This window comes from Streptomyces sp. NPDC017890 (assembly GCF_044328675.1).
In the GTDB taxonomy this organism is placed as follows: Bacteria; Actinomycetota; Actinomycetes; order Streptomycetales; family Streptomycetaceae; genus Streptomyces.
In genome coordinates this window covers 78,544-101,835 of record NZ_JBIRHU010000014.1, presented here as the reverse complement: position 1 = coordinate 101,835, position 23,292 = coordinate 78,544, and the positions used below count along the sequence as shown (strand labels likewise).

Here is a 23,292-nt window from a genome sequence, read left to right as displayed (position 1 = left end):
CCTCAGGCATGCAGGGGGCGCGGCTCGGAGACGTACGGCTCCGGCTCCGGCCCCGCCGCCCGGGCCCGCGGCCCGTCGCCGGCCGCGCCGATCACGTCGAGCAGCGAGCCGCAGCGCACACAGGTCTCCCTGGCCGCCGCGGAAAGCTCCCGCATCCGGGACTTGAGGTCCTCCCGGCGCCGCGGATACTCGTCCCACATCCGGTCCACCTCCGCCAGCAGCAGCCCGGCCTGCTCCCGCGCCACGCCCACCAGGGCCGGGGCGCCCAGCCGGCGCGCGAAGTCGAAGACCTTGCCGGAGTAGGGCAGCGGCAGCACCGGCACACCGGTGAGCGCCGCGAAGATCACGAAGTGCAGCCGCATGCCGACGGCCACGTCCAGGTGGCGCATGAAGCCGAGGACCTGACCCGGGCTGTAGTCGCCGTGCAGGATCCGGCCCTTGTCCGGCGCGGTCATGTGGGACAGCACGGCGTGCGCGTGCCGTACGTCGTGCCGCTCCATCGGCAGGAACACCACGTGCGCGTCCAGCCGTCGCACGAGGAAGTCCGCGACGTCCGCGAGCAGCGCGTGGTAGTCGCCCTCGTCGAGCTTCTCGGCGGCCCGGCCCGGTTCGCGCACCGACATGCCCACCAGCCGGGCACCGGAGGGGATGCCCTCGTCGCGCATCATGGCCTCGGTGAAGGGTTCGGGCCCGAGCAGCAGGGCCGGGTCGGCGGTGACCGCGACCTCGCGTTCCAGGCCGACCTCCTCCAGGACCAGCCGGGACTCCTCGTCCCGCACCACGACGTCGTCCATGTCCGCCAGCACCGTGCGCACGGCGTCCCGGTCCTCGGCGTCCGTCAGGGGCCCCGCGCCGACGGCGTAGGCGAAGGTCGGCACGTGACGGGTCTGCGCGGCGCGCACCAGCCGCAGATAGCGCCGCGCCTCCCCGTCGTAGAGGATGCCGCCGCCGCCCAGTACCAGGAGGTCCAGGCCGGGCAGTACGTCGAGGACGTGGTTGCGGCTGACGCCCTCCCAGGGCACCACCTCGTCGGCGTCGGGGTGGTGGAGACGGGTGTGCTCCGCGTTCCGGCTCAGGACGACCAGGTGTGCGTCGGGCCGCTGGGCGCGCAGGCAGCTCAGGACGCAGGTCAGGATCGCCTCGTCGCCGATGTTGAAGCCGCCGTAGGAACCGAGCACGCCGATGCGCGGGCGCGGCGGGGCGGCGGGGGGCGGATGCGAGGGCGCAGTGGTCATCCAGGGGCTCCCGTCATGTCGGGGTCGGCCGGCCCGCCGGCCTCGGTGCGCGGACGCGCACGGTGCCGGGTTGCCTGCGCCGCATTACGGAAACACGCTGACCGAGAACCCGTACGCGGTCCCCGTCCCCACCCGTATCAGGAGCACCAGTGAACGTCTCACTCACGGTCTGGCTGCTGACCGTCGCGGGCCTGTGCGTACTCGTCGCCGCCGATTTCTTCATCGGCCGCAAACCGCACGACGTGTCGATCAGGGAAGCCGGGATCTGGACGGCCGTCTGGGTGGTCCTGGCCTGCCTGTTCGGTGTGGGGCTGCTGGTGTTCGCCGGTGGCGGGCCCGCCGGTGAGTTCTTCGCCGGCTACATCACCGAGAAGTCGCTGAGCGTCGACAACCTCTTCGTCTTCGTCCTGATCATGGCGAAGTTCGCGGTGCCCTCGCAGTACCAGCAGCGGGTGCTGATGGTCGGCGTCATCGTGGCACTGGTACTGCGCGCCGCGTTCATCGCGGCCGGCGCGGCGATCATCTCCGCCTTCTCCTGGGTCTTCTACATCTTCGGCGCCTTCTTGATCTGGACCGCCTGGAAGCTCATCCAGGACGCCCGCAAGGGCGGGCACGACGAGGAGTACGAGGAGAACAAGCTGCTGAAAACGGTCGAACGCCGCTTCGGAGTGGCCGACCGCTACCACGGCACCAAGCTGTGGATCGAGGAGAACGGCAAGCGGGTCATGACCCCGATGCTGGTCGTGATGCTCGCGATCGGCTCCACCGACGTCCTGTTCGCCCTCGACTCCATCCCCGCCATCTACGGCCTGACCCAGGACCCGTACATCGTGTTCACTGCCAACGCGTTCGCCCTGATGGGCCTGCGCCAGCTGTACTTCCTCATCGGCGGCCTGCTGAAGAAGCTGGTGCACCTCTCCTACGGCCTGTCGGTCATCCTGGGCTTCATCGGCGTCAAACTGATCCTGCACGCCCTGCACGAGTCCGGGGTCCACGTCCCCGAGATCGGCATCCCTTTCTCACTGGGCTTCATCGTGCTCGTCCTCGCGGTCACCACGGCGACGAGCCTGTGGGCCGCGAGGAAGCAGGAGCAGGACCGCGGCGGGCCCGCTGCCCCGTAGGCAGCAGGTCCGCCGGCCCTCAGCAGCCCGCCGGCGACGGCCTGCCGCGCGAGACGACGCGAGTGCCGTGGTCGTCGACGACACGGGCCTGCAGCGAGCCGCAGGCGCAACGGGTCCACAGGGTGCCGCCCGCCGCGGTGGAGTGCGCGGACAGCACCTCGAAGGGCTCGGCACCGTCGGGCCACCCACAGTGCGGGCAGGTGACACCGGTCGTGCTGGGCATGGCGACTCCTCTTGTGTCGGTGGGGCACTGGAAGGCCGGCGTGTGGCGCTTGAACGGACCTTCGCGTCACAGACAGGGTGCGGCCGTACGTCCGTTCACGTCCAGGTTGACTTTGCGGACCTCACCGTGAAGCGTGGACTTCATGATTGACCTGCGCAGGCTGCACGTCCTCAGGGCCGTCTCCCACTACGGCACGGTCACCGCGGCGGCCCGCGCCCTGCACTTCACCCCGTCCGCGGCCTCCCAGCAGATCCGGCAGCTCGCCCGCGACCTGGGCGTCGACCTCCTGGAGCCGCAGGGCCGGGGCGTGCGGCTCACCCCGGCCGCCGAGAGCCTGCTCGCGCACGCCGACGCCATCGAGTCCCGCTGGGACGAGGCCGAACTCGATCTGCGCGCGGGGGAGGGGATGCCTGCCGGACCACTGCGGGTGACGGGCTTTCCGGTGGCCGTCGCGGTGCTGCTGGCCCCGATGGCGGCCCGGTTGCGGGAGCTGCACCCCCGGCTGTCGGTGCGCATCCGGGAGGTGGAGGTGGCGGAGAGCTTCGACCTGCTCTTCGAGGGGGAGGCCGATCTGGCGGTCGTGGAGGCGACACCGGCCAGCCCGCCGTCGGCCGACGCGCGCTTCGACCAGCGACCGCTGCTGGACGAACCGTTCGACCTGGTCGTCCCCGAGGAGCACCCGCTGGCCGGACGGGGCCGGGCCGACCTCGCCGATGTCGCGCACGAGCAGTGGATCTCCCCGCTGCCCGAGAGTCCGTGCCGGACGCACATCATGTCGGCGTGCGGCGCCGCCGGGTTCACCCCCGACGTGGTCCACCACGCCGTGGACTGGAACGTGACCGCCCACCTGGTCGCCCACGGACTCGGCGTCGCGCTGATACCCAGGCTGGCCCGGCTGACCCCGGAGCTGCCGATCGTACGGGTGCCCTGCGTCGGCCGGCCGCACCGCAAGCTCCTGACCTGCACCCGCGGCGGCGGCCACCGGCGTCCGGCGGTCGCGGCGGCGCTGGAGGAGCTGCGCACGCTGGCCGCGACGGCGGTGGCCTGATACACGTCGGGACCGGAGCCGCGTACGGCTCCGGTCCCGACGTGTACCAGGCGAGGGTCAGGCGGCGACGGCCTCGTCGGCGTGGCCGTGCAGCCGGGCGACGACCTCGGTCAGCTGGGCGGCGACCTCGGCGTCGTCGGCCGGGTGGGTCTCGGCGAAACGGGTCACCGAACCGGGGATGGACAGCTTGATGTCCTCGATCACCTTGCCGCCGGCGATGCCCACGGCCTTGCGGGTGTCGTCCTGCGCCCACACGCCGCCGTACTGGCCGAAGGCAGTGCCGACGACGGCGGCGGGCTTGCCGGAGAGGGCGCCGGCGCCGTACGGACGGGACAGCCAGTCGATGGCGTTCTTCAGGACGGCCGGGATGGTGCCGTTGTACTCGGGCGAGAAGTACAGGAAGGCGTCGGCGGCCTGGGCGGCCTCGCGCAGCTTGGCGGCGGCGGCCGGGACGCTGCCCTCGACGTCGATGTCCTCGTTGTAGAAGGGGATCTCGGCCAGCCCCTCGAACAGCTGCACCTCGGCGCCCTCCGGCGCGAACTTGGCGGCCGCCTCGGCGAGCTGGCGGTTGTGCGAACCGGCGCGAAGGCTGCCGACGAGCGCAAGGATGCGGACAGACATGAGTACTCCCACTGACGGAGCAGACGCTGAGGGGACAGACGCTGCTGAAACACTGCCGTAAAGGATACGGACCGGGGTCCGTTTAATTTCTAACACCTCAAACGGACCGCGGTCCAGTTTTCTTCCCGATGCTTTACGCTGGCGTCATGTCCGCCTCCCTGCCGCCCTTCCCGAAGCCCGAGGAGACCGCCGGCCCGCCCGAGTTGCTGCAACTCGGCACGGGGACCGAGGAGGACGAGCCCTGCCTGCGCGCCGACGCCGCGCGCAACCGGGCCCGGCTGCTGGAGGCCGCCGCCCGGCTGGTCGCCGAGCACGGCGCGGCCGGCGTCACGATGGAGGCGGTGGCCGCGGCGGCCTCGGTGGGCAAGGGCACGGTCTTCCGCCGCTTCGGCGACCGCACCGGCCTGCTCATGGCACTCCTGGACCACTCCGAGAAGAAGTTCCAGGCCGCGCTCCTCGGCGGCCCGCCGCCCCTGGGGCCCGGGGCGCCGCCCGTCGAGCGGCTGCGCGCCTTCGGCTGCGCCATGCTGCGCCGCTCCATCGACGAACTCGAACTGCAACTGGCCGCCGAGCCGAGCGCGGAACGCCGCTACACCGCCGCCCCGCGCCGCTTCCTGCGCGGCCACGTCGCCCTGCTGCTGCGGCAGGCGGTCCCGGACGGGGACAGCGAACTCCTCTCCCACACGCTGCTGGCGTATCTCGACGCCGCACTGGTCCACCACCTCACCGAACAGTGCGGAGTGCCCCCGGCCCGGCTGCAGGCGGGCTGGCTGGACCTGGTCGCACGGGTGACCCGCACCGAGACTCAGGCCGGGCCCGCGACCCCCGTGCCCACGGGCTGAGTTCTCGTCCGGTCCGGACGACGTTCCCCCGCCCGGCACCCCCCGCCGGGCTTCTGCCAGGATGCCGTACGTCATGGTGCAGATACCGAAACCGCCCGCCCCCGAGTCCCTCGCACCGCGCTCCGTCCCCACGAGTGCCGATGTGGCCCGCCTGGCCGGAGTCTCGCGCGCGACCGTCTCCTACGTCCTCAACAACACCAGCACCGTCCGGATCAGCGAACCCACCCGCCGCCGCGTCCACGAGGCCGCCAGGGAACTCGGATACGTCCCGCACGCCGCGGCCCGCTCCCTGCGCGCCGGACACAGCCGTACGGTGCTGATGCCCGCGCCGTCCTTCCCCGCAGGCCCGCTCTACAGCAGGTTCCTCGGCGAACTCCAATGGGCCCTCGGCCGTCTCGACTACACCGTCGTCCAGTACGGCGCCGTCGGCCCGCACGGCGACGATGCCGCCCGTGCCTGGGCCGAGTTACGCCCGGTCGCCGTCCTCGTCCCCGGATCGGGTATCGGCCCGCGTGGTGTGGAGATCCTCAAACGCTCGGGCGCCCGCGCGGTCGTCACCCTCGGCCCCGAGGCTGTCGAGGGAGCGCACGCCCTGCTCATGGACCACGAGACCGTCGGCCACAGCGCGGCCCGTCACCTGTACGAGCGCGGACGCCGCGGGATCGGCGTCGTCGTGCCGGCGGAGGACGGACTGGAGGTCTTCTCGGCACCGCGCCTGGTCGGCGCCCGCCGAGCCGTCCGGGACACCGACGCCACCGTCACCGAACTGCCCCTCGCCTACGAGGAACGGGACGCCGCCCGGCTGGCCGCCCGCTGGGGCTCCCTCGGTCTGGACGCCGTGTTCGCGTACAACGACGAGTACGCGATGCTGCTGATGCGGGCCCTGCAGGACGAGGGCCTCGGCATCCCCGGTGACACGGCCGTGATCGGCGCCGACGACCTGATGCTGGGACGCCTGCTGCGGCCTCGGCTGAGCACCGTCCACCTGGAACTGCCCGCCGGCCGTGACCTGGCCGCCCTGGTCGACCGCGCGGTCCACGACCCCGGCGCCGCGCCCGAGCGGCACAAGGTGCTGGGCGCGGCGGTGGTGCACCGGGAGTCGAGCTGACCGAAGGCAGGTCCGCCTACTGACCGTCCTGCCCGGCCTGGCCCTCGGCCTGCGCCTGCTGCGCGGCGACCGACTTGCGGACCTCGTCCATGTCCAGCTTCCGGGCCTGGCCGATGACGTCCGTCAGCGCCTCCTCGGGCAGCGCGCCCGGCTGCGCGAACACGGCCACCTGGTCACGGACGATCATCAGCGTCGGAATCGACTGGATACCGAAGGCCTGGGCCAGCTCCGGCTGCGCCTCGGTGTCCACCTTGCCGAACACGAGGTCGGGGTTGGCCTCGGCCGCCTTCTCGTAGACCGGGGCGAACTGACGGCACGGACCGCACCACGACGCCCAGAAGTCGATCAGGACGAACTCGTTGTCCGTGACCGTCTCGTCGAAGTTCTCCTTGGTGAGCTCCACAGTGCTGGTCATGCGTGATCCCTCTTCCCGGGTTCGATGGCGTAAGCCGTCGGCACAACACTGCCGACCTGCTGGGTATTCCAGCGCTCGTACCCATGTGGCCACGCCGCACACCACCCACCAGACTGGCCCCATGACGCAAACGGATTCCATCGCGTACGACGTCGTGGTGATCGGCGCGGGCCCCGTGGGGGAGAACGTCGCCGACCGTACCCGCGCGGCCGGGCTGTCCACGGCGATCGTGGAGAGCGAACTGGTCGGCGGCGAATGCTCCTACTGGGCGTGCATGCCCAGCAAGGCCCTGCTGCGCCCGGTCCTCGCCCGCGCGGACGCCCGCCGCCTGCCCGGCCTCGGCCGGTCGGTGCGAGACCCCCTCGACGCGGCGGCGGTCCTCGCCCGCCGCGACGAGTACACCTCCCACTGGAAGGACGACGGCCAGGTCCAGTGGGTGGAGGGCATCGGCGCCGACCTCTACCGCGGACAGGGACGCCTCGCCGGGCCGCGCACGGTCGAGGTGGCCGCGCCCGACGGCACGCGCCGGGTGCTGACCGCCCGGCAGGCCGTCGCGGTCTGCACCGGCAGCGGCGCCGCCCTGCCCGGCCTGCCCGGACTCGCCGAGGTGCGCCCCTGGACCAGTCGCGAGGCCACCAGCGCCAAGAGCGCCCCCGGCCGGCTGATCGTGGTCGGCGGCGGAGTCGTCGCCGTGGAGATGGCCACCGCCTGGCAGGCCCTCGGCTCCCGGGTGACGCTCCTGGTCCGCGGCGACGGCGGCCTGCTCGCCCGTATGGAGCCGTTCGCCGGCGAACTCGTCGCCGAGGCGCTCACCGAGGCGGGCGCCGACATCCGCACCGGCACGTCCGTCGAGTCCGTCACCCGCAAGGGCGGCACCGTCGTCGCCGTCACCGACACCGGCGACCGCCTCGAAGCCGACGAGATCCTCTTCGCCACCGGCCGCGTCCCGCGCACCGACGACATCGGCCTGGAGACCGTCGGTCTGGAACCGGGCTCCTGGCTTCCGGTCGACGACAGCCTGCGGGTGGAGGGCCACGACTGGCTCTACGCCGTCGGCGACGTCAACCACCGTGCCCTCCTCACCCACCAGGGCAAGTACCAGGCACGCATCGCGGGCGCCGCCATCGCCGCCCGCGCCTGTGGCGTGCCGGACCTGGACTCCGGCCCGTGGGGCGCGCACGCCGCGACCGCCGACCACGACGCGGTCCCCCAGGTGGTGTTCACCGACCCCGAGGCGGCGTCCGTCGGTCTCACCCTGGCCGAGGCCGAGCAGGCCGGCCACCGCGTCCGCGCCGTCGACGTCGACCTCGCGACGGTGGCCGGCGCGAGTCTGTACGGCGACGGCTACAAGGGGCGCGCCCGCATGGTCGTCGATCTGGAGGACGAGATCGTCCGCGGCGTCACCTTCGTCGGCCCCGGCGTCGGCGAGATGCTCCACTCCGCGACCGTCGCCGTCGCCGGCCGGGTCCCGATCAGCCGCCTGTGGCACGCGGTCCCGTCGTACCCGACGATCAGCGAGGTGTGGCTGCGCCTGCTGGAGGCGTACCGGGACCACTGACCCCCTCACGCGACTGAGGGCAGCCGCCCCGGCACCCCAGCTGCGGGCAGTCGTGCCCTCCCCGGTGCCTGAACGGCTGGGAGTCACCTTCCGGGGGGTGGCACGGGCGGGCCCGGCGGAGCCCCGCAACACGTAGGCTGCGCACCTCCCGGCGCCCGGCCCCGGCGCCCGGCCCCGGCGGCCGGCCCCGGCGCCCGGCCCCGGCGCTCGGCCCCGGCCCCGGCGCCCGGCCCCGGCCCCGGCGCCCGGCCCCGGCGCCCGGCCCCGGCGCCCGGCCCCGGCGGCCGGTCAGACCGCCGGCCCGGGCAGCCCGAATCCCAGCCCCTCCGCCGCCCGCTCAGGCGTCGCCTGCCCCCACAACTCGACCATCGCCCGATTCGACGCGAGCGACCGCAGCTCGGCCCGGTCCAGATACAGCGTGCCGTCGAGATGGTCCGTCTCGTGCTGCACGATCCGGGCCGGCCAGCCCGAGAACACCTCGTCCACCGCCCGCCCGTGCTCGTCCCGCGCCAGCATTCGTACCTCGGCATGCCGTGCCACCACCGCCTGCCAGCCCGGCACGCTCAGACAGCCCTCGAAGAACGCGGCGCGCCCGGGGCCGACGGGCTCGTACGACGGATTGACCAGCACCCGGAACGGCTGCGGCACCCGCCCCCGTGCCACCCGTACCTCGTCCGGCACCGGCGCCGGGTCCTCGATGACCGCGATCCGCAGCCCGACACCCACTTGCGGCGCGGCCAGGCCGACACCCGGCGCCGCGTGCATGGTGAGGCGCAGCGCCTCGACGAACCGTGCCAGCAGCGACGGCTCCAACTGCCCGTCGAAGGGCTCGGCCGGGCGCCGCAGCACCGGATCACCGGCCGCGACGATCGGCAACGGTCCGCCGGCGGCGAGCAGTTCCTCGACCCGCTCGGCAAAGGACGCGCGATCACTCGGAGTTCCCATCGCGCCAGGATGCCACGGCGTACTGCACCCGCCGGCACCATCGATGTGACGCACACCACCGAAAGGCCGGGGAACCCGGCGCGCTCCCGCCCCGACCACTGGGAGCACCCCGCCCACGACGTCCCCGGAGCGCCCACCGATGACCACCACCTCCGCAGCCCCCACGGACGAGGCCCCAGGGCCCGCGACCCCGCCGTCCCCACCCCGCAGATGGTCCACGCTGCGCCCGCTCGTCCTGCGCCTGCACTTCTACGCCGGGCTGTTCGTGGCCCCGTTCCTGCTGATCGCGGCGGCCACCGGCCTCCTCTACGCCGCCTCCTTCCAGGCCGAGAAGATGGTCTACGCCCACGAGCTGACCGTTCCCGACGCGGGCGGGAGCAAGCTGCCGGTCTCCGAACAGGTCGCCGCCGCCCGGCAGGCCCACCCCGAGGGCACCGTGTCGGCCGTACGCCCCTCGCCCGAGGCGGACGCCACCACCAGGGTGCTGCTGTCCGGCGTCGAGGGCGTCGACCCCGACCACACGCTCGCGGTCTTCGTCGACCCGTACACCGCGAAGGTGCGCGGCGCCCTCGAACAGTACGGCTCGTCCGGCGCGCTGCCGCTGCGCACCTGGATCGACGAGTTCCACCGCGACCTGCACCTCGGCGAACCGGGCCGCCTGTACAGCGAGTTCGCCGCCAGCTGGCTGTGGGTGATCGCGGGCGGCGGCCTGGTGCTGTGGTTCTCCCGCCGCCGGGCCCGGCGCAAGCTGCGCGGCAACAGCGGCCGGCGCCGCACCCTGGGCGTCCACGGCACGGTCGGCGCCTGGGCCGCGGCCGGGTTCGTCTTCCTCTCGGCCACCGGTCTGACCTGGTCGACGTATGCCGGAGCGAACATCGAGGACCTGCGCGTCTCGCTGGGCCAGACCACCCCCTCCGTGTCGGCGTCGGCGGGCGCGTCGGGCGGCGAGCACGCGGGCCACGGCGCGGCGGCGGGCACCGGCGGGGAGGCCGGGCACGGGGTCGGCCTCGACAAGGTCCTGGCCGCGGCGCGTGCCGAGGGCCTGGGCGACCCCGTGGAGATCGTCCCGCCCGCTGACGCGTCCTCCGCCTACGTCGTCAAGCAGGTGCAGCGGAGCTGGCCCGAAAAGCAGGACTCGGTCGCCGTGGACCCGGCGACGGGCGAGGTGACCGACGTACTCCGCTTCGCCGACTACCCGGTGCTCGCCAAGCTCAGCCGCTGGGGCATCGACCTGCACACCGGCAGCCTGTTCGGCCTGCCCAACCAGATCGCCCTGATGCTGCTGGCGGCCTCACTGATCCTGCTCATCGTCTGGGGCTACCGCATGTGGTGGCAGCGCGGCCGGGGCTCCGCGTTCGGCCGCCCGATCCCGCGCGGCGCGTGGCAGCAGGTGCCGCCGCTGCTCCTCGTCCCGCTGGCGGCCGCCGTCGCCGTCCTCGGCTACTTCGTGCCGCTGCTCGGCATACCCCTGGCCGCGTTCGCCGTGCTCGACGTCGTGCTCGGCGAGATCGCTCACCGGCGGGGCCGCCGGACGTACGCGGGCGGTGCGACGGCGAAACGGTGAGCCCCGGGGCCGAGCGCCGGGTCATGACGGCGGGGACGCCCAGTCGTGACGGGGACCGGTGAGCAGGGTGCCGGCGGAGCGGTGAGAACGGCACCGCCGCACCCACCGCTCCGTCGTGGCACCGCCGTTCAGCGGCCGTCGAAGTCCCCCGCCAGAGCAGCGGCGATCCGCAGTTGCACGTCGGCCTCCTCCTGCCGCCCCTGCCGTTCGAGCGTGCGTCCCAGCAACAGCCGGGCGTACTGCTCGACGGGATCGCGCTCGACGACGACCCGCAGCTCCGCTTCCGCACGCCGCAGCTGGGCCGAGTGGTAGTAGGCGCGCGCCAGCAGCAGCCGCGGTCCGGTCTGCTCGGGCACCTCACCGACCAGCCCGCTCAGGACGCGGGCCGCGGCCGCGTAGTCCTTCGCGTCGAAGAACATCCGCGCACGCTCCCAGCGCTCCGCCGGTGTTCCGTGGTCGTAGTACGTCGTGTCCACTCGTGACCTCCTTCGACGCACTCAACCACGCGATATGGTTGAAAATTCCACAACCGGTGGGGGTGTTAGCGGCGGCGTCCGCGTCCGGCCACGGTGACGGCAGCGTGACGGTCTGACGCGGCAGGTCGTCCGGGACTAGGTTGGGCGGCATGAGCAATCTTGATCGTGAGGCGGTTCCCAGCCTGTGCGGCGGACGCGGCTTCGTGGTGGCGGAGCCCGTGCGGGAACTCCTCAGCCCTCGCCACGTCAGGCTCGGCGAGTCCACCGAGGTCCGCCGACTGCTGCCCAACCTGGGACGGCGCATGGTCGGCGCCTGGTGTTTCGTCGATCACTACGGTCCCGACGACATCGCCGAAGAGCCCGGCATGCAGGTGCCGCCGCACCCGCACATGGGCCTGCAGACGGTCAGCTGGCTGCACGAGGGCGAGGTACTGCACCGCGACTCCACCGGCAGCCTGCAGACCATCCGTCCGCGCCAGCTGGGCCTGATGACCTCCGGCCGGGCGATCAGCCACTCCGAGGAGAGCCCGCGCTCGCACGCCCGCTACCTGCACGGCGCGCAGCTGTGGGTCGCCCTCCCGGACACCCACCGCCACACCGACCCGCACTTCGAGTTCCACGCCGAGCTGCCGCTCGTCACGGCCCCGGGCCTGACGGCCACCCTGCTCCTCGGCACCCTCGACGGCACCACCTCGCCGGGCACGACGTACACCCCCCTCGTCGGCGCCGACCTGGCCCTCACGGGCGGCACGGACGTACGTCTCCCGCTGGAACGGGACTTCGAGTACGCCGTGCTGTCCATGGCCGGCGAGGCCCACGTCGACGGCGTGCCGCTGGTACCGGGCTCGATGCTCTACCTCGGCTGCGGCCGCGACGAACTCCCCCTGCGCGCCGACTCCGACGCGGGGCTGATGCTCCTGGGGGGCGAGCCGTTCGAGGAGGAACTGCTCATGTTCTGGAACTGGATCGGGCGCTCCCAGGAGGAGATCGTACAGGCGCGCCGGGACTGGATGGAAGGGTCGCGATTCGGGGAGGTCAAGGGGTACGACGGCGCCCCGCTGCCCGCGCCCGCGCTACCGGCAGTCCCGCTGAAGCCTCGTGGAAGGGCCCGTTGACCTGCGAGAACGGCTGACAGGCTGGTGACGGCCAGTCAGGCAGCCGTCCTATGTCGTCCCTGAAGGGGTCCTCGCGGGTGCAGTGTGGCTGGGTGTGCGGCAAGCTCGAAGTGCTGTGCCGTGCCCGGCGAGGATGTGTCCGTCTGTGGGTGGCTGTGGCAGGTGAGGTTGATCCCCGGGAGTGGACACCGGGTTTCATGCGGCGAGTGACAGAGTATGTGATGCGATCAGATGCTGTTCGAACTCGACCGGTGTGAGGTAGCCGAGTGCGGAGTGCCGACGGCGTCGGTTGTAGTACGACATCCAGCGGTACAGTTCCAGGCGGGCCTGCGCCTTCGACGTCCAGCGCCGTCCGTGCAGCAGCCCCCGCTTGAGGCCCTGGAAGAACGACTCGGCGAGGGCATTGTCATAGCTGGCCCCACCGCGGTACGGAGACTGGCGTCCCACCTGGACGTCCCTCCCTGGACCATCAAGATCCATTGTCAGGGTGTCCACTCCAAGGGATCAGCCTCACAAGGCCGTCTACCCCGAAGAGGCGATCCAGGCGCACATGGCCTTCCTCGCCCGCTGCAGGTCCCTCCGCCCGCGCGAGGAATACCGTGTCCCCACCGACGATGAATGGCAGGAGTTCCTCGGCCACTTCGAGCGGCGAAAAGTCTCCATCGGAGCATGCGGCCGCGCGTTCGGGACCCCCTGCATCCACGAACACGCCTGTGTTCGCTGCCCGATGTTCTGGCCCGATCCCGCACAACGTGACCGGCTCGTCGAGATCCGCGACAACCTCCTCGCCCGCATCGCCGAGGCCGAACGCGAAGGATGGCTCGGCGAGACGGAAGGGCTGCAGGTGAGCCTTGCCGGAGCAGAGGAGAAGCTCACCCAACTCGACCGGCGGCCATCCCGCGTTGTCGTCGACCTCGGCGTTCCCGCGGTCACCGCTCGAAGCGTTCCCCGCCAGCACCGGCCGGAGGGAAGTACGTAAACCCTGGGCTCACTGATTACGTCCGAACGGTGGGTTTGCCGACAAGATCCCCGCTGCGGTGAGAGGGATGACAGCGACATATGCAATCCTCGTGCCGAGGTCTTTCCCGAAATCCCCAATGGAAATAACGAGCGGCGTCAGATGTGGTCAATCGGAACGGAGGGCCGTCCTCGTACGCGACGTACGCGGACGGGCCACCAACGCAGCGAGTGGCCGCAGCTGACGGCGGAGCCGCTGGGGATTGCGGGAAGCGCTTACCGATTCATCGGGGGGAGCCGCGATGCTTGCTTGCCTTGGTTCTCCAGCTTGAACTCGGTTTCTGAGCTGGCACTCTTTTGCCAGTGGCAGTGGCGGGCCTCCGACAGTCATTCGATCACCATCCGTTCTGACGGCTGGTGGGATCCGTCACCGGGCTGTTCTGCCCGTAATCGGGGTGAGGTCACCCCCAGACGCGACAAGGGGAATCAATGACGTCTTACGACGATGCAGACCCGGTGATCTTCCCAGCCGGCGCCGCGACGCAGACCAGCGCCGCAGAGGCCGCGACAGGCGAGTGGGATGCCGTGATCGTCGGCGGCGGCATGGCAGGTTCCATCGTCGCCGAGCAGCTGAGCCAGGCAGGCCAGAGGGTGCTGATTGTCGAAGCCGGCCCCGGCAAGGACCTGGACCTCGCCGAGTACGAGTCGTACCTGTCGCGGTTCTACGGCGCAGTCGTCAAGGACAACCAGTCACCGTATCCGTTCAACCCGAATGCCCGGATGCCCAGAAGCACCGACACCATGCCGGTGCATCCGGACACGCCCCGGGACGACTTCTACCTCGCACAAGAGGACAAGTACTGCACGGACACCACCTTCACCCGAGTCCTCGGGGGTACCTCCATGCACTGGGAGGGGAAGGCGCTGCGCATGCTTCCCGAGGACTTCAACCTGCAAACCAAGTACGGGCAGGGCCTGAACTGGCCGCTCAGCTATGACGACCTGGAACCCTACTACCGGCAGGCCGAGGCCGAACTGGGCGTAGCCGCCGAAGTCGAGGACCAGGCATACCTGGGAATGTATTTCCCCAAGGGATACGTGTTCCCGATGCACCGCATGCCGCCGTCCTATCTCGACCAGACCGTCGCCCAAGGCGTGGACGGCATGCGGGTCAACCTGGCGGACGACGATTACACCCTCCGGGTACGCAGCTTTCCGCAGGCCCGTAACGGCGTGCCGAACGCCGCGTACGACGGCGGCAAGGGCTTCGTCCCGGTCGGCGCGGTGAGCACGAACCAGGTGGAAGAGGGCGAACGCTGTCAGGGCAACACCAACTGCGTCCCGATCTGCCCCGTGCAGGCCAAATACCACGCGGGAAAGACGCTGGCCAAGGCGCTCCGCAAGGGCAACGTCAAGATCGTGACGCAGGCTGTCGCGTCCAAGATCGAGATCAACGAGCAGGACCAACGGGTGACCGGGATCACCATCAAGAACTACCAGTCGCTCGACTCCAACAGTTACGAGACGTACACGGTGAAGGGCACCGTCTACGTTCTCTGCGCTCACGCCATCGAGAACGCCCGGCTCATGCTGGCCTCCGACATGCAGCGTATGAGCCGCAGCAAGCTGATCGGCCGCAACCTGATGGACCACGCGTACCTGCTGGCCTGGGGCCTGCTGCCCAAGCCGGCCGGCACGATGCGAGGCACATCCTGCACGAGCGGAATCACCGACCTGCGCGGCGGGCGATTCCGCGGAACCCAGGCCGGATTCGGCGTGGACATCCACAACGACGGCTGGGGGTGGGCCACCGGCTCGCCCTACACGGACCTGGTCGAACTCGTCGACAAACGCGGCATGTACGGGCCGGAATTGCGCAGCACCCTCGGGAACCAGATCTCCCGACAGCTTCTGCTGGCCTTCATGATCGACCTGCTGCCCGACAAGAACAACACGGTCACTGTGGACGACCGATACAAGGACGCCCTCGGCAACTTGAAACCGGTCGTGTCGCTCAAGATCCCGCCCTACACCATGCGGGGGGCCGCATTCGCCCGCAAGCTCGCCACCGACATCTTCGAGAAGCTCGGCGCTGAGGATCGAACGACCTACGACAAGGACCGCTACAGCGCCGTCGAGCACGACGGCCAGTGGTACAACATCGTGGGCGGCAACCACCTTGCGGGCACCCACATCATGGGGACCGACCCGGCGAACTCCGTGGTCGACCACACCCAGCAGTCGTGGGACCACGACAATCTCTACCTTGTCGGGCCCGGCAGCCTGCCCTCGATCGGGACTTCCAACATCAGCCTGACCATGGCGGCGCTCGCCATCCGCAGTTCGACCCACATTGTCAAGCGCCTGCGTGCCGCGAAGGCGCCGGCCACCGTCCGCAGCTAGACGGCCAACAGCTCGGCGGGTCGAACGCCACGCCGGCCATCGCCATCGTCACCGCCCACGATTGGGGGAACATGTCCGTTTCAGAATCGGAGCCGTCCCAGGGCTCCAAGATCCAGACCGTCGAGGAGCTACACGAGTACCTCTACAAGGGGCTCCAGCTGGAGCATGCAACGCTCCCGCCCTACCTGACGGCCCTCTACTCGCTCCAGCCGGGGAAGAACTCGGATGCCTGGCACGTCATCAGGGTCGTGGCCGTCGAGGAGATGCTGCACCTCACCCTGGTCGCGAACGTCATGAACGCCGTGGGCGGGACGCCGGACCTCACCAAGCCCGGCTTCGTGCCGAACTATCCAACGCGCCTGCCGTGTGGTCCCGATGACTTCGAAGTGCACCTCCGACCGTTCTCGCACGAGGCTCTCAGCACGTTCCTGAAGATCGAGAAGCCCGCGCAGGCAGCTACCGAGGAAGACAGGTTCGTACCGATGGACTGGGCGGCCCTTGGCCTGACGTCCAACGGCACGGCGCCGCCCCCGGAGAAACTGGCGGAACTCGAGGAGTCCGGTACCGTCCTCGGCCTCGTTCCCGGAGACCCCACCCTGCGTTTCCTGAGCATCGGTGAGTTCTACGAGGAGATCATCCGGGGAATCAACCACCTGGAGGACCAGGCCCGTAGGGCAGGGACGACAATTTTCACCGGCGATCCCGCTCGCCAGGTGACCCCCGAGTACTTCTACTCGGGTGGCGGCGACGTGATCAAGGTGACGGGGCGCGACACCGCAGTCGCGGCGCTCACCCTCGTCGCGGAGCAGGGCGAAGGACTGTACGGCGGCATTTTCGACAGCCAGGACGAAATCGCCCACTACTACAGGTTCCAGCAACTGGAGAAGGGGCGGTACTACCAGAAGGGCGACGATCCAGGTGAGCCTTCCGGCCCGGATCTGAACGTCGACTGGAGTGCCGTCTATCCGGTGAAGCCGGACATCAAGCTGGCGGACCTCGCGGGAGACCCGGAAATCCTGGCGGCGGCCAAGGAATTCAACCAGTCCTACGCCACCTTCCTGACCAATGTCAATCTCGCCTACAACGGTCAGCCCGACCTGCTTCTCAAGGCGGTTTGGGAGATGTTCCGCATTCGCGACACCATGAACCGGCTCATCCGCAACCCGCTCACAGGGCATCCAGGGGCGAACGCCGGCCCGACATTCGAGCTCTAGACCGTCGAAGGAGGCGGCATCATGACGCAAGGAACGACCACAGAAGAGAAGCTACGCGAATTCGTGAAGTTCTCTGCCACTGTGACCGGGTTCAGCGAGTTCGACCTATGGGGAACCGGTCAGGCGGAGGTTTACTACGAAACGGTCGTGAATCAGGAAGGGCCGGATGCGATCCAGAAGGTGATCTCTGCCGATCCCTCTGCCGTCCCCGCCGATCCAGTCGTGAAAAGCATCATCAAGCTCTGGTACGTCGGCGTCTGGTACGGCCCGGAACTGGCGGGACGCATGGACGTGGCGGCCTGGACGGCGCCCGGACGGAGCGGAGCGAAGCCCGCCGTCCCGGATGACAGCCAGCCTGAGGGTAGCCAGGCCGGAGAAGGTCGCGCGCACGGCGGAAGCGGACGGACACCCCCGTTCGTCGTCTCCTCCGACGCTTACACCGAGGGTCTGCTGTGGCGGGCGATCGGTGCCCACCCATCCGGCGCGAAGGCGCCGGGCTACGGGTCGTGGGCCAATCCGCCCGTATTCGAGAATTACCAAAAGTAGGAAGTGTAGTGACCAGCACTGTCCCGAACCTGGGCCGCGACAAGGTATCACTCGGCGTGACGCCGACGCTGTGGTGGAACGACGACTTTCCACTGATCGACATCGGAATCCCGTTCGAGTAATGCGTGAGCGAGATGGCGCTTGCCGGTGTCGAAGTGTCCAGCTCTGCCCTGCGCCGCCACCAGGTGCCTGAGCCAGGGCCGACAGACCTTGCTCACACTCGCCCACCTCCGCAACGGCAACCGGCACGCCCAGCTCGCAGCCGGGCTTGGCGTCAATCAGTCTCACGCCAAGATCCAGACCCTGCCCCGATGCCAGGTTCCGCTTCGAGCCAGGAGATGAACTGCCTTCGGAGCTGAGGTGCAACACCGGCCCCCGAAGCCTTCCTCGGCCTCGCCACCTGCCTCATCACCCATCGCCACGTCCAACGCCTTTGTGAGGAGTCCTAAAGAGACGGAGGAGCGTAACCATTGGCGGATGTGAGGGTGCTGGCGGGCGGCGAGGCTGCTGGCATGTCCCTACACCACACGCCCGCCCCCGAGGGCGGCGCGCAAGAAGAAACTGTCCGGCTCCCCCGCAGAATCTGGTTCCCCGGGCGCTTCATCGGTGGGACGGCTTGCATCCTTGCTCCCGTCGTCTGGTGCGTCGGGCTGCTCCTGCGCTACCTAGCCGTGCGCACGGCGGGTTTCACGCCGGAGCAGTTGGCGTGGTACGACAGCCAGCCGTTCCCGGCCTACGGCCAGCTCGCTGCCTTCCAGGCCAGCCCCGGCCTGACCGTCGCGGGCTACGGATGCTTCGCCGCAGGCGCCGTCCTGCTGTGTATCGCCTTCGTCGTCCTCGCCGGGATCGTCGCCGTGCGCGCCCCGAGACTCGCCTGCACCGGCGGCACGCTCGTCGTGATCGGCCTGTTCTGCCGCCTGTACTGGGCCGGGGTGGACCACACCGCCTTCCAGTTGATCGAACCGCTGGGGCTGGAGCGGGCCACCCAGTTGGTGATGGCCGACTACACGGACATGTCCTACGGGCCCCTGCGGGTGCCCATCACGGCCGCTTTCGCCCTGTACGCCGGCACGGCGGTGCTCGCCATCGGGGCTTTCCGGTCGGGAACCTTCGGTACGGGGCGGCTGGTGCTGTTCCTCCTCGCGGGATCGCTGTGGACCGGCGCGCTCAAGGAGAGCGGGCTTCTCGACGTCGTCCTGTCCGTTGGTCTGTGCGCGGTGTTCGTCCCCCTCGGCATCCGAGTGCTCCGGGACACCGTGCCTGAGCTGCGCAGCCAGGGGGTGCTCGCGGCCGGACGCAGGCCGTTGAGGATCCTGAGCTGGTGACACAACCATCATGCATGGCAGGGGCGTTGGCGAGACCGAGTAATCCGGTCCGTCGTCGGCTGCGAGCCTGGCTGCTTCCCGTCGTCGCGTTCGGCAGCGCGTTCTTTCCGGCCGCGCTGCCCGGTCCGTACGGGCCCGCATGGCCGGTGCTCGCCTCGGTGCCCGGCCCGGTCGTGGCCGCGGTGGCTGGGCTGCTGGCGGCGGTGGCGGTCCGGACCGCGTCGGAGCGGCCGTGGCTGCTGTTTCTGCTCGCAGGCGTCGACTCTGTGGTCAGGCCGCCGGGACTACTGGTATCGGTGGCCTCCTATGTGGCCGCGACCTCGTACCGGCGGCCTCGTCACCTGGTGCTCTTCACGGTGGCCGCGAGCCTGCTGGTGGCGGTGCCCCGGCCGGGAGTCGAGGCGGTGTCGGCGCTTGGCGGTGTGGCGCTGTTCGTCTGGCTGCCCGTCGTGGGCGGGTTGTGGCGGGGCGCCCGGGCGCAGGTGGTGGCCGGGCTGCGCGAGCGGGCTGAACGGCTGGAGCGGGAGCAGGCCGTACGGACCGAGCAGGCCCGCGCGCAGGAACGTGCCCGCATCGCCCGCGACATGCACGACGTCGTGGCCCACCGTGTCTCCCTGATGGTGCTGCGCGCCGGAGCCCTGGAGATCAGCACCACCGACGAGAGGGCCGCGCAGGAGGCGGAGCTCATTCGCACCACGGGAAGGGAGGCGCTCGCTCAACTCCGCTCCGTCCTGGGTGTCTTGACGGAAGTGGAGACAGCCGAGCCGTTCCTGCCGCAGCCGACGCTCGCCGACCTCGAACGGCTGCTGGAGCAGTCCAGGTCGGCGGGTATCCCCGTCGAGCGGCAGGACGAGGGCACTGTGCGCGACGTCCCCGCAATGGTCGAGCACACCGCCTACCGGGTCGTTCAGGAAGCGCTCACCAATGCCCACAAGCACGCCGTCCGGCCCACGGTCCGGGTGGCGGTACGGCACCTGCCGTCGGCGTTGGAGGTCACCGTCACGAATACCACAGTGCACGTTCCCGCTCCTCCGCTGCCCGGCAGCGGCCTGGGGCTCGTGGGGCTGCGGGAGCGCGTCGAACTCCTCGGCGGGCAGTTCGCGGCTGCCCCCGAACCCGCTGGAGGGTTCGCTGTCACTGCGAGACTGCCGACATGACCCGGACCTCCCGCCCCATCCGCACTCTGGTAGTCGACGACGAAGCCCTTGTCCGGACCGGCCTGCGCATGATCCTCGAAGCCGCCGGGAACATCGAGGTGGTCGCCGAGGCCGACTCCGGAACCGCTGCAGTCGACGCGGTAGCGCGCCACCGGCCGCACGTCGTCCTGATGGATGTACGTATGCCCGGCATCGACGGCGTGGGCGCGCTAACGGAGATCAACCGGCTGCCCGACCCGCCGGCCGTGATCATGCTGACGACCTTCGACCGTGACGAGTACGTCCACGGCGCCCTCCGCGCCAGGGCCGCCGGGTTCCTGTTGAAGGACACCGCACCGCGCGACCTCATCGCCGCCGTCCGCGCGGTCGCCGAGGGCAGCGCGATGCTCGCGCCGACGGTCACGAGACGTCTGATCGATGCCTACGCCGGACAGCACTCCGCCGACTTCGTCGCAGCCAGGCAGCGTCTGTCGGTCCTGACTGACCGCGAGCGAAGGGTCGTCGGCGCGGTTGCCCGCGGGCTGGCCAACGCGGAGGTCGCCCGTGAGCTAGGGATGGCAGAGACCACCGTCAAAGTCCACGTGAGCCGGTCGCTCACCAAACTCGGCCTGTCCAACCGGGTGCAGATCGCCCTCCTCGTCCGCGACGCGGGCAGCCCGGGGGGCTGAGTCGCGGGGTTCGCCCGCGTCGTCGCCTTGGCCTGGTCGCTGTTTCGGCCGTGGATCCGCCGGCCTCCGCCGTCGGGGATCCGGCCCACCTTCTTCACGGGTGGACCACGTGCGACGGGCCAGCGGGCAATGATCTTGCCGGGTCTGCGGTTGATGCCGCCGCTGAGGTCGATGAACCGTCGTCGGCCCACGCGAGTTTCCCATCTCGGCTGCTACGTGAGCGATCGGTCGGGTCCGACACCGAGCGATCAGGCGGCGCCGCCTCTCGGGGCTCAGCGGGGCGTTGCGATGCACCATGAGCACATCCATTCTCGTCGGTGACAGCGTTACGCCGTGGTCGGACGGTCGCGCTGCATCTCGCACAGCTCCCAGATGGTGTTGCGGGTGGTGTCGTCCAGGACGGCATCGGGCCACGGGGTCCGCTTGGCCTTGCTGTTGAAGTAGGCGCCGTTCGTTGTGCGCTCCTCAGGGCTGGAGGCGAGGTACACGCTGGAGCGCGTGGCCCTCAGCAGCGCCCGGCGGCCGTAGACGACGGGCATCGCCAGCCGCAGCAACGGGACGATCGGGCGAGCCAATGGCGGATAGGTGCCGACGGTGAGGTTCTTGTTCATCGAGGTGTAGGCGTGTCCGGGGTAGGCGACGTTCAGCGTTACCGGTGTGGCCGCCAGTTCCTGGGCGAAGCGGTAGCTCATCGCCATCTGCGCGAGCTTGGTCTGGTTGTAGAACGACAGCCCGATATAGGACTTCTCGCCCTGCAGGTTGTTGAGGTCGATCTGCCCCCGGGGGATGCCGCCGGTGATGTTGATGACCCGGGCCTGCCCGGACGCGGTCAGGGCCGGCATCAGCCAGTGGGTGAGGCAGAACGGCGCGACCACGTTGACCGCGAACGCGGTCTCGATGCCGTCCTCGGTCACCTCGCGGTGGGATCGGGTCGCTCCGGCGTTGTTGATCAGCACGTCCACCACGCCGCCGGCCCGGCCGCCGGCCTCCTGGGCGAGGCGACGGACGTCGCGCAGCCGGGACATGTCGGCCGTGATCGCCGTGACGTCGTCGTTCCCGCTGGTGTGACGAAGATCCGCCACGGCAGCGTCGGCGCGGCACTTGTCCCGTCCGACGAGGATCACGCTCGCGCCGAGCGCGGTCAACTGCCGTGCGGTCTCCTTGCCGATGCCACCCGTGCTGCCGGTCACCAGGACGGTCTTGCCCTCCACTGACACCACCCCATTCGCCATCTGACACTTGGTGACATGATAGTCATCGAATGATGCAAAGTAGACTGGGTGTATGAAAGAGGGACTGCGCGAACGCACCCGCCGAGCAGTGCGGGCGGAGCTCGCCAAGGTGGCCATCGACCTGTTCGCCCGCCAGGGCTTCGACGAGACGACCGTCGAGGACATCGCCCGAGCAGCCGGCATGACCAAGCGCAGCTTCTTCCGTTACTTCCCGACCAAGGAAGACGTTGTCTTCGACGGCATCGACTTCACTGGAGAGAGCGTCGTCGCCGACATCGCAATGCGACCAGCGGGCGAAGGGCCGTGGGAGTGCCTGCATCAGGTCCTGCGGGCTTGGCAGGAAGAGATTCACGCCAGTGAGCAGGCGCTCGCAACCATCCGCCTGATCGAGGCAACGCCCGCACTGGCCGGGCGACTCCACCAACGCAGAACCGAATGGCGCAGGCGAGTCAGCGACGCGCTCCAAGATCGGCCAGGGACCGACCTCGACCCGTACACCGCGGATCTGCTCACCAACGCCGCCACGGCTGTGCTCGACGCTGTATCCAGCCAGTGGGCTCGATCGGACGGGAACGCGGACCGCCCAGCCCTGCTGGACCAGGGGTTCAATCAGGTCCACGTTGATCCCAGCCAGCGGCAGGTGTGACCCGCCTCCCCGTCACCGACGTCCTGCCCTCCCGCAGCGCGGGGAAGGCAGGGCGCCGGGCGTGCCCATTGCTCATCGGTCAGCAGGTGTATGCGCCCGCTCGTGGTCACCGAGGCTGGTAGGCGGTGGCCAGCGCGGAGACAGTGACCTGATCAGGCAGGAGGCCGCCGTCGTTCATGTCTGCACGACTCACGTGTCGTGCGCTCGGTGTCATTGCCACCAGGTCCAGGACGTCCAGCCTGCTCAAGGACGCGGAGTACTCCACCTGTTCAGTGACGACGGCCTCGAAGAAGGGGTTGAGCGCCCGGTGCAGACGTTGTTCCTTGGCCGGGTCGATCGTGGCCATCGCAGGCACCTGGCCACGCAGCTCGGCCAGGTGCCGCCCGGTGGGCCGGACCACGATCAGCCGACCGGTCGGGCGCAGTACGCGGCGGGACTCGGCCGGGTCGCGTGGGGCGAACACGTCCAGCACGACATCGGTCGCCCCGTCGACCAGCGGGAAGTGACGGAAGGCATCCCAGGTGACCGCGGCGGCGCGGTCGTGGGCGCGGGCTGCCGAGCGCAGCGCGCGCACCGATGTGTCCAGCCCCAGGCCACGGGCGCCGGGCAGCTGGTCGAGGGGGAGGGCGGACCGACCACACGATCGCGCCGATAATCGCTATATGTCCCGAATTTATATCCTGTTGGGATAGTGTGCTCATGTGATTACCGACCCGGGGGTCGAACGTGGGCGCGGTCTGCACGGACGGCACGCGCCGTCCGGTGCCCTGCCGGTCGGGATATCCGCACGGCCACTCTGAGCGGCGTTCCGGGCATCGGTGAGGGAAGCGCGCCGATATCCGGAACAGTCGATTCCGCCGTCTGTCGGATCGT

Annotated in this window: 22 protein-coding genes and 4 pseudogenes; 16 read left to right on the top strand and 10 right to left on the bottom strand. The window is 70.1% G+C overall.

The window, feature by feature from the left end; translation table 11 throughout:
• Positions 1-2: 2 nt before the first annotated feature.
• A complete protein-coding gene (locus ACH4F2_RS19850; protein WP_398134010.1) occupies positions 3-1,235 on the bottom strand; it encodes a polysaccharide pyruvyl transferase family protein in 1,233 nt (410 codons plus the stop codon).
• 149 nt (positions 1,236-1,384) lie between these two features.
• Between ACH4F2_RS19850 and ACH4F2_RS19845 the strand changes: the two genes are divergently transcribed.
• The gene (locus ACH4F2_RS19845) at positions 1,385-2,356 is read left to right on the top strand and encodes a TerC family protein (protein ID WP_398134009.1); all 972 of its coding nucleotides are present in this window, start codon (positions 1,385-1,387) and stop codon (positions 2,354-2,356) included.
• A gap of 19 nt (positions 2,357-2,375) precedes the next feature.
• Here the strand turns inward: ACH4F2_RS19845 and ACH4F2_RS19840 are convergent, their stop codons facing one another.
• Positions 2,376-2,579, bottom strand: a complete 204-nt coding sequence (locus ACH4F2_RS19840) for a hypothetical protein (protein ID WP_398134008.1) — start codon at positions 2,577-2,579, stop codon at positions 2,376-2,378.
• Positions 2,580-2,721: 142 nt separating this feature from the next.
• On the opposite strand from ACH4F2_RS19840, the gene ACH4F2_RS19835 reads away from it, so the two are divergent.
• The gene (locus ACH4F2_RS19835; protein WP_398134007.1) at positions 2,722-3,627 is read left to right on the top strand and encodes a LysR family transcriptional regulator; all 906 of its coding nucleotides are present in this window, start codon (positions 2,722-2,724) and stop codon (positions 3,625-3,627) included.
• Between the two features lie 57 nt (positions 3,628-3,684).
• Here the strand turns inward: ACH4F2_RS19835 and ACH4F2_RS19830 are convergent, their stop codons facing one another.
• A complete protein-coding gene (locus ACH4F2_RS19830) occupies positions 3,685-4,248 on the bottom strand; it encodes an NAD(P)H-dependent oxidoreductase (RefSeq protein ID WP_310869774.1) in 564 nt (187 codons plus the stop codon).
• A 146-nt stretch (positions 4,249-4,394) separates the two neighbouring features.
• Between ACH4F2_RS19830 and ACH4F2_RS19825 the strand changes: the two genes are divergently transcribed.
• Both ACH4F2_RS19825 and ACH4F2_RS19820 read left to right on the top strand, forming a co-directional pair.
• The gene (locus ACH4F2_RS19825) at positions 4,395-5,090 is read left to right on the top strand and encodes a TetR/AcrR family transcriptional regulator (RefSeq protein WP_398134006.1); all 696 of its coding nucleotides are present in this window, start codon (positions 4,395-4,397) and stop codon (positions 5,088-5,090) included.
• 73 nt (positions 5,091-5,163) lie between these two features.
• Complete coding sequence (locus ACH4F2_RS19820; RefSeq protein WP_398134005.1) at positions 5,164-6,198, top strand: LacI family DNA-binding transcriptional regulator; 1,035 nt, start codon at positions 5,164-5,166, stop codon at positions 6,196-6,198.
• Between the two features lie 16 nt (positions 6,199-6,214).
• On the opposite strand, the gene trxA is transcribed toward ACH4F2_RS19820, so the two are convergent.
• Positions 6,215-6,613, bottom strand: coding sequence for a thioredoxin (trxA, locus tag ACH4F2_RS19815; protein WP_398134004.1), 399 nt, complete (start codon positions 6,611-6,613; stop codon positions 6,215-6,217).
• A gap of 121 nt (positions 6,614-6,734) precedes the next feature.
• Between trxA and ACH4F2_RS19810 the strand changes: the two genes are divergently transcribed.
• The gene (locus tag ACH4F2_RS19810) at positions 6,735-8,171 is read left to right on the top strand and encodes a dihydrolipoyl dehydrogenase family protein (protein WP_398134003.1); all 1,437 of its coding nucleotides are present in this window, start codon (positions 6,735-6,737) and stop codon (positions 8,169-8,171) included.
• Between the two features lie 288 nt (positions 8,172-8,459).
• Here the strand turns inward: ACH4F2_RS19810 and ACH4F2_RS19805 are convergent, their stop codons facing one another.
• Positions 8,460-9,116 carry a peptide deformylase gene (locus ACH4F2_RS19805; protein WP_398134002.1) on the bottom strand — a complete coding sequence of 219 codons (657 nt, stop codon included), beginning with the start codon at positions 9,114-9,116 and terminating at the stop codon, positions 8,460-8,462.
• 139 nt (positions 9,117-9,255) lie between these two features.
• Here ACH4F2_RS19805 and ACH4F2_RS19800 point away from each other — a divergent pair, with 139 nt between their 5' ends.
• Complete coding sequence (locus tag ACH4F2_RS19800) at positions 9,256-10,680, top strand: PepSY-associated TM helix domain-containing protein (RefSeq protein ID WP_398134001.1); 1,425 nt, start codon at positions 9,256-9,258, stop codon at positions 10,678-10,680.
• Positions 10,681-10,808: 128 nt separating this feature from the next.
• On the opposite strand, the gene ACH4F2_RS19795 is transcribed toward ACH4F2_RS19800, so the two are convergent.
• Positions 10,809-11,156, bottom strand: a complete 348-nt coding sequence (locus tag ACH4F2_RS19795) for a tetratricopeptide repeat protein (RefSeq protein WP_398134000.1) — start codon at positions 11,154-11,156, stop codon at positions 10,809-10,811.
• 149 nt (positions 11,157-11,305) lie between these two features.
• On the opposite strand from ACH4F2_RS19795, the gene ACH4F2_RS19790 reads away from it, so the two are divergent.
• On the top strand, positions 11,306-12,271 hold the full coding sequence (locus tag ACH4F2_RS19790) for a pirin family protein (protein WP_398133999.1): 966 nt from the start codon (positions 11,306-11,308) through the stop codon (positions 12,269-12,271).
• 195 nt (positions 12,272-12,466) lie between these two features.
• On the opposite strand, the pseudogene ACH4F2_RS19785 reads toward ACH4F2_RS19790, so the two are convergent.
• Positions 12,467-12,712 (bottom strand): annotated as a pseudogene (locus tag ACH4F2_RS19785) (integrase core domain-containing protein); the annotation flags it as partial.
• A gap of 109 nt (positions 12,713-12,821) precedes the next feature.
• Here ACH4F2_RS19785 and ACH4F2_RS19780 point away from each other — a divergent pair.
• The 8 genes and pseudogenes from ACH4F2_RS19780 to ACH4F2_RS19745 all read left to right on the top strand — a co-directional run bounded on the left by ACH4F2_RS19780 (position 12,822) and on the right by ACH4F2_RS19745 (position 20,541).
• Complete coding sequence (locus tag ACH4F2_RS19780) at positions 12,822-13,250, top strand: hypothetical protein (RefSeq protein WP_398133998.1); 429 nt, start codon at positions 12,822-12,824, stop codon at positions 13,248-13,250.
• A gap of 467 nt (positions 13,251-13,717) precedes the next feature.
• Entirely contained in the window at positions 13,718-15,631 is a 1,914-nt protein-coding gene (locus ACH4F2_RS19775; protein WP_398133997.1) for a GMC family oxidoreductase, read from the top strand.
• Positions 15,632-15,702: 71 nt separating this feature from the next.
• Positions 15,703-16,845, top strand: a complete 1,143-nt coding sequence (locus ACH4F2_RS19770) for a ferritin-like protein (RefSeq protein WP_398133996.1) — start codon at positions 15,703-15,705, stop codon at positions 16,843-16,845.
• Positions 16,846-16,866: 21 nt separating this feature from the next.
• Positions 16,867-17,391 (top strand): hypothetical protein, encoded by a 525-nt coding sequence (locus ACH4F2_RS19765; protein ID WP_398133995.1) that lies wholly within the window; start codon positions 16,867-16,869, stop codon positions 17,389-17,391.
• 183 nt (positions 17,392-17,574) lie between these two features.
• Positions 17,575-17,682, top strand: a pseudogene (locus tag ACH4F2_RS19760) (transposase family protein); the annotation flags it as partial.
• 221 nt (positions 17,683-17,903) lie between these two features.
• Positions 17,904-18,716, top strand: coding sequence for a hypothetical protein (locus tag ACH4F2_RS19755; protein ID WP_398133994.1), 813 nt, complete (start codon positions 17,904-17,906; stop codon positions 18,714-18,716).
• A 26-nt stretch (positions 18,717-18,742) separates the two neighbouring features.
• Positions 18,743-19,873: a sensor histidine kinase gene (locus ACH4F2_RS19750; RefSeq protein WP_398133993.1), complete on the top strand. Its 1,131-nt coding sequence runs from the start codon at positions 18,743-18,745 to the stop codon at positions 19,871-19,873.
• Positions 19,870-20,541 carry a response regulator transcription factor gene (locus tag ACH4F2_RS19745; protein WP_351400824.1) on the top strand — a complete coding sequence of 224 codons (672 nt, stop codon included), beginning with the start codon at positions 19,870-19,872 and terminating at the stop codon, positions 20,539-20,541. Before ACH4F2_RS19750 ends, ACH4F2_RS19745 begins: the two co-directional genes overlap by 4 nt.
• 2 nt (positions 20,542-20,543) lie before the next feature.
• On the opposite strand, the pseudogene ACH4F2_RS19740 reads toward ACH4F2_RS19745, so the two are convergent.
• Both ACH4F2_RS19740 and ACH4F2_RS19735 read right to left on the bottom strand, forming a co-directional pair.
• Positions 20,544-20,838 (bottom strand): annotated as a pseudogene (locus tag ACH4F2_RS19740) (hypothetical protein); the annotation flags it as partial.
• A gap of 29 nt (positions 20,839-20,867) precedes the next feature.
• A complete protein-coding gene (locus tag ACH4F2_RS19735; RefSeq protein ID WP_398133992.1) occupies positions 20,868-21,773 on the bottom strand; it encodes an SDR family NAD(P)-dependent oxidoreductase in 906 nt (301 codons plus the stop codon).
• Between the two features lie 52 nt (positions 21,774-21,825).
• Between ACH4F2_RS19735 and ACH4F2_RS19730 the strand changes: the two genes are divergently transcribed.
• On the top strand, positions 21,826-22,419 hold the full coding sequence (locus ACH4F2_RS19730) for a TetR family transcriptional regulator (protein WP_398133991.1): 594 nt from the start codon (positions 21,826-21,828) through the stop codon (positions 22,417-22,419).
• Between the two features lie 106 nt (positions 22,420-22,525).
• Here the strand turns inward: ACH4F2_RS19730 and ACH4F2_RS19725 are convergent.
• Positions 22,526-23,038 (bottom strand): annotated as a pseudogene (locus tag ACH4F2_RS19725) (methyltransferase type 11); the annotation flags it as partial.
• Positions 23,039-23,292: the final 254 nt, after the last annotated feature.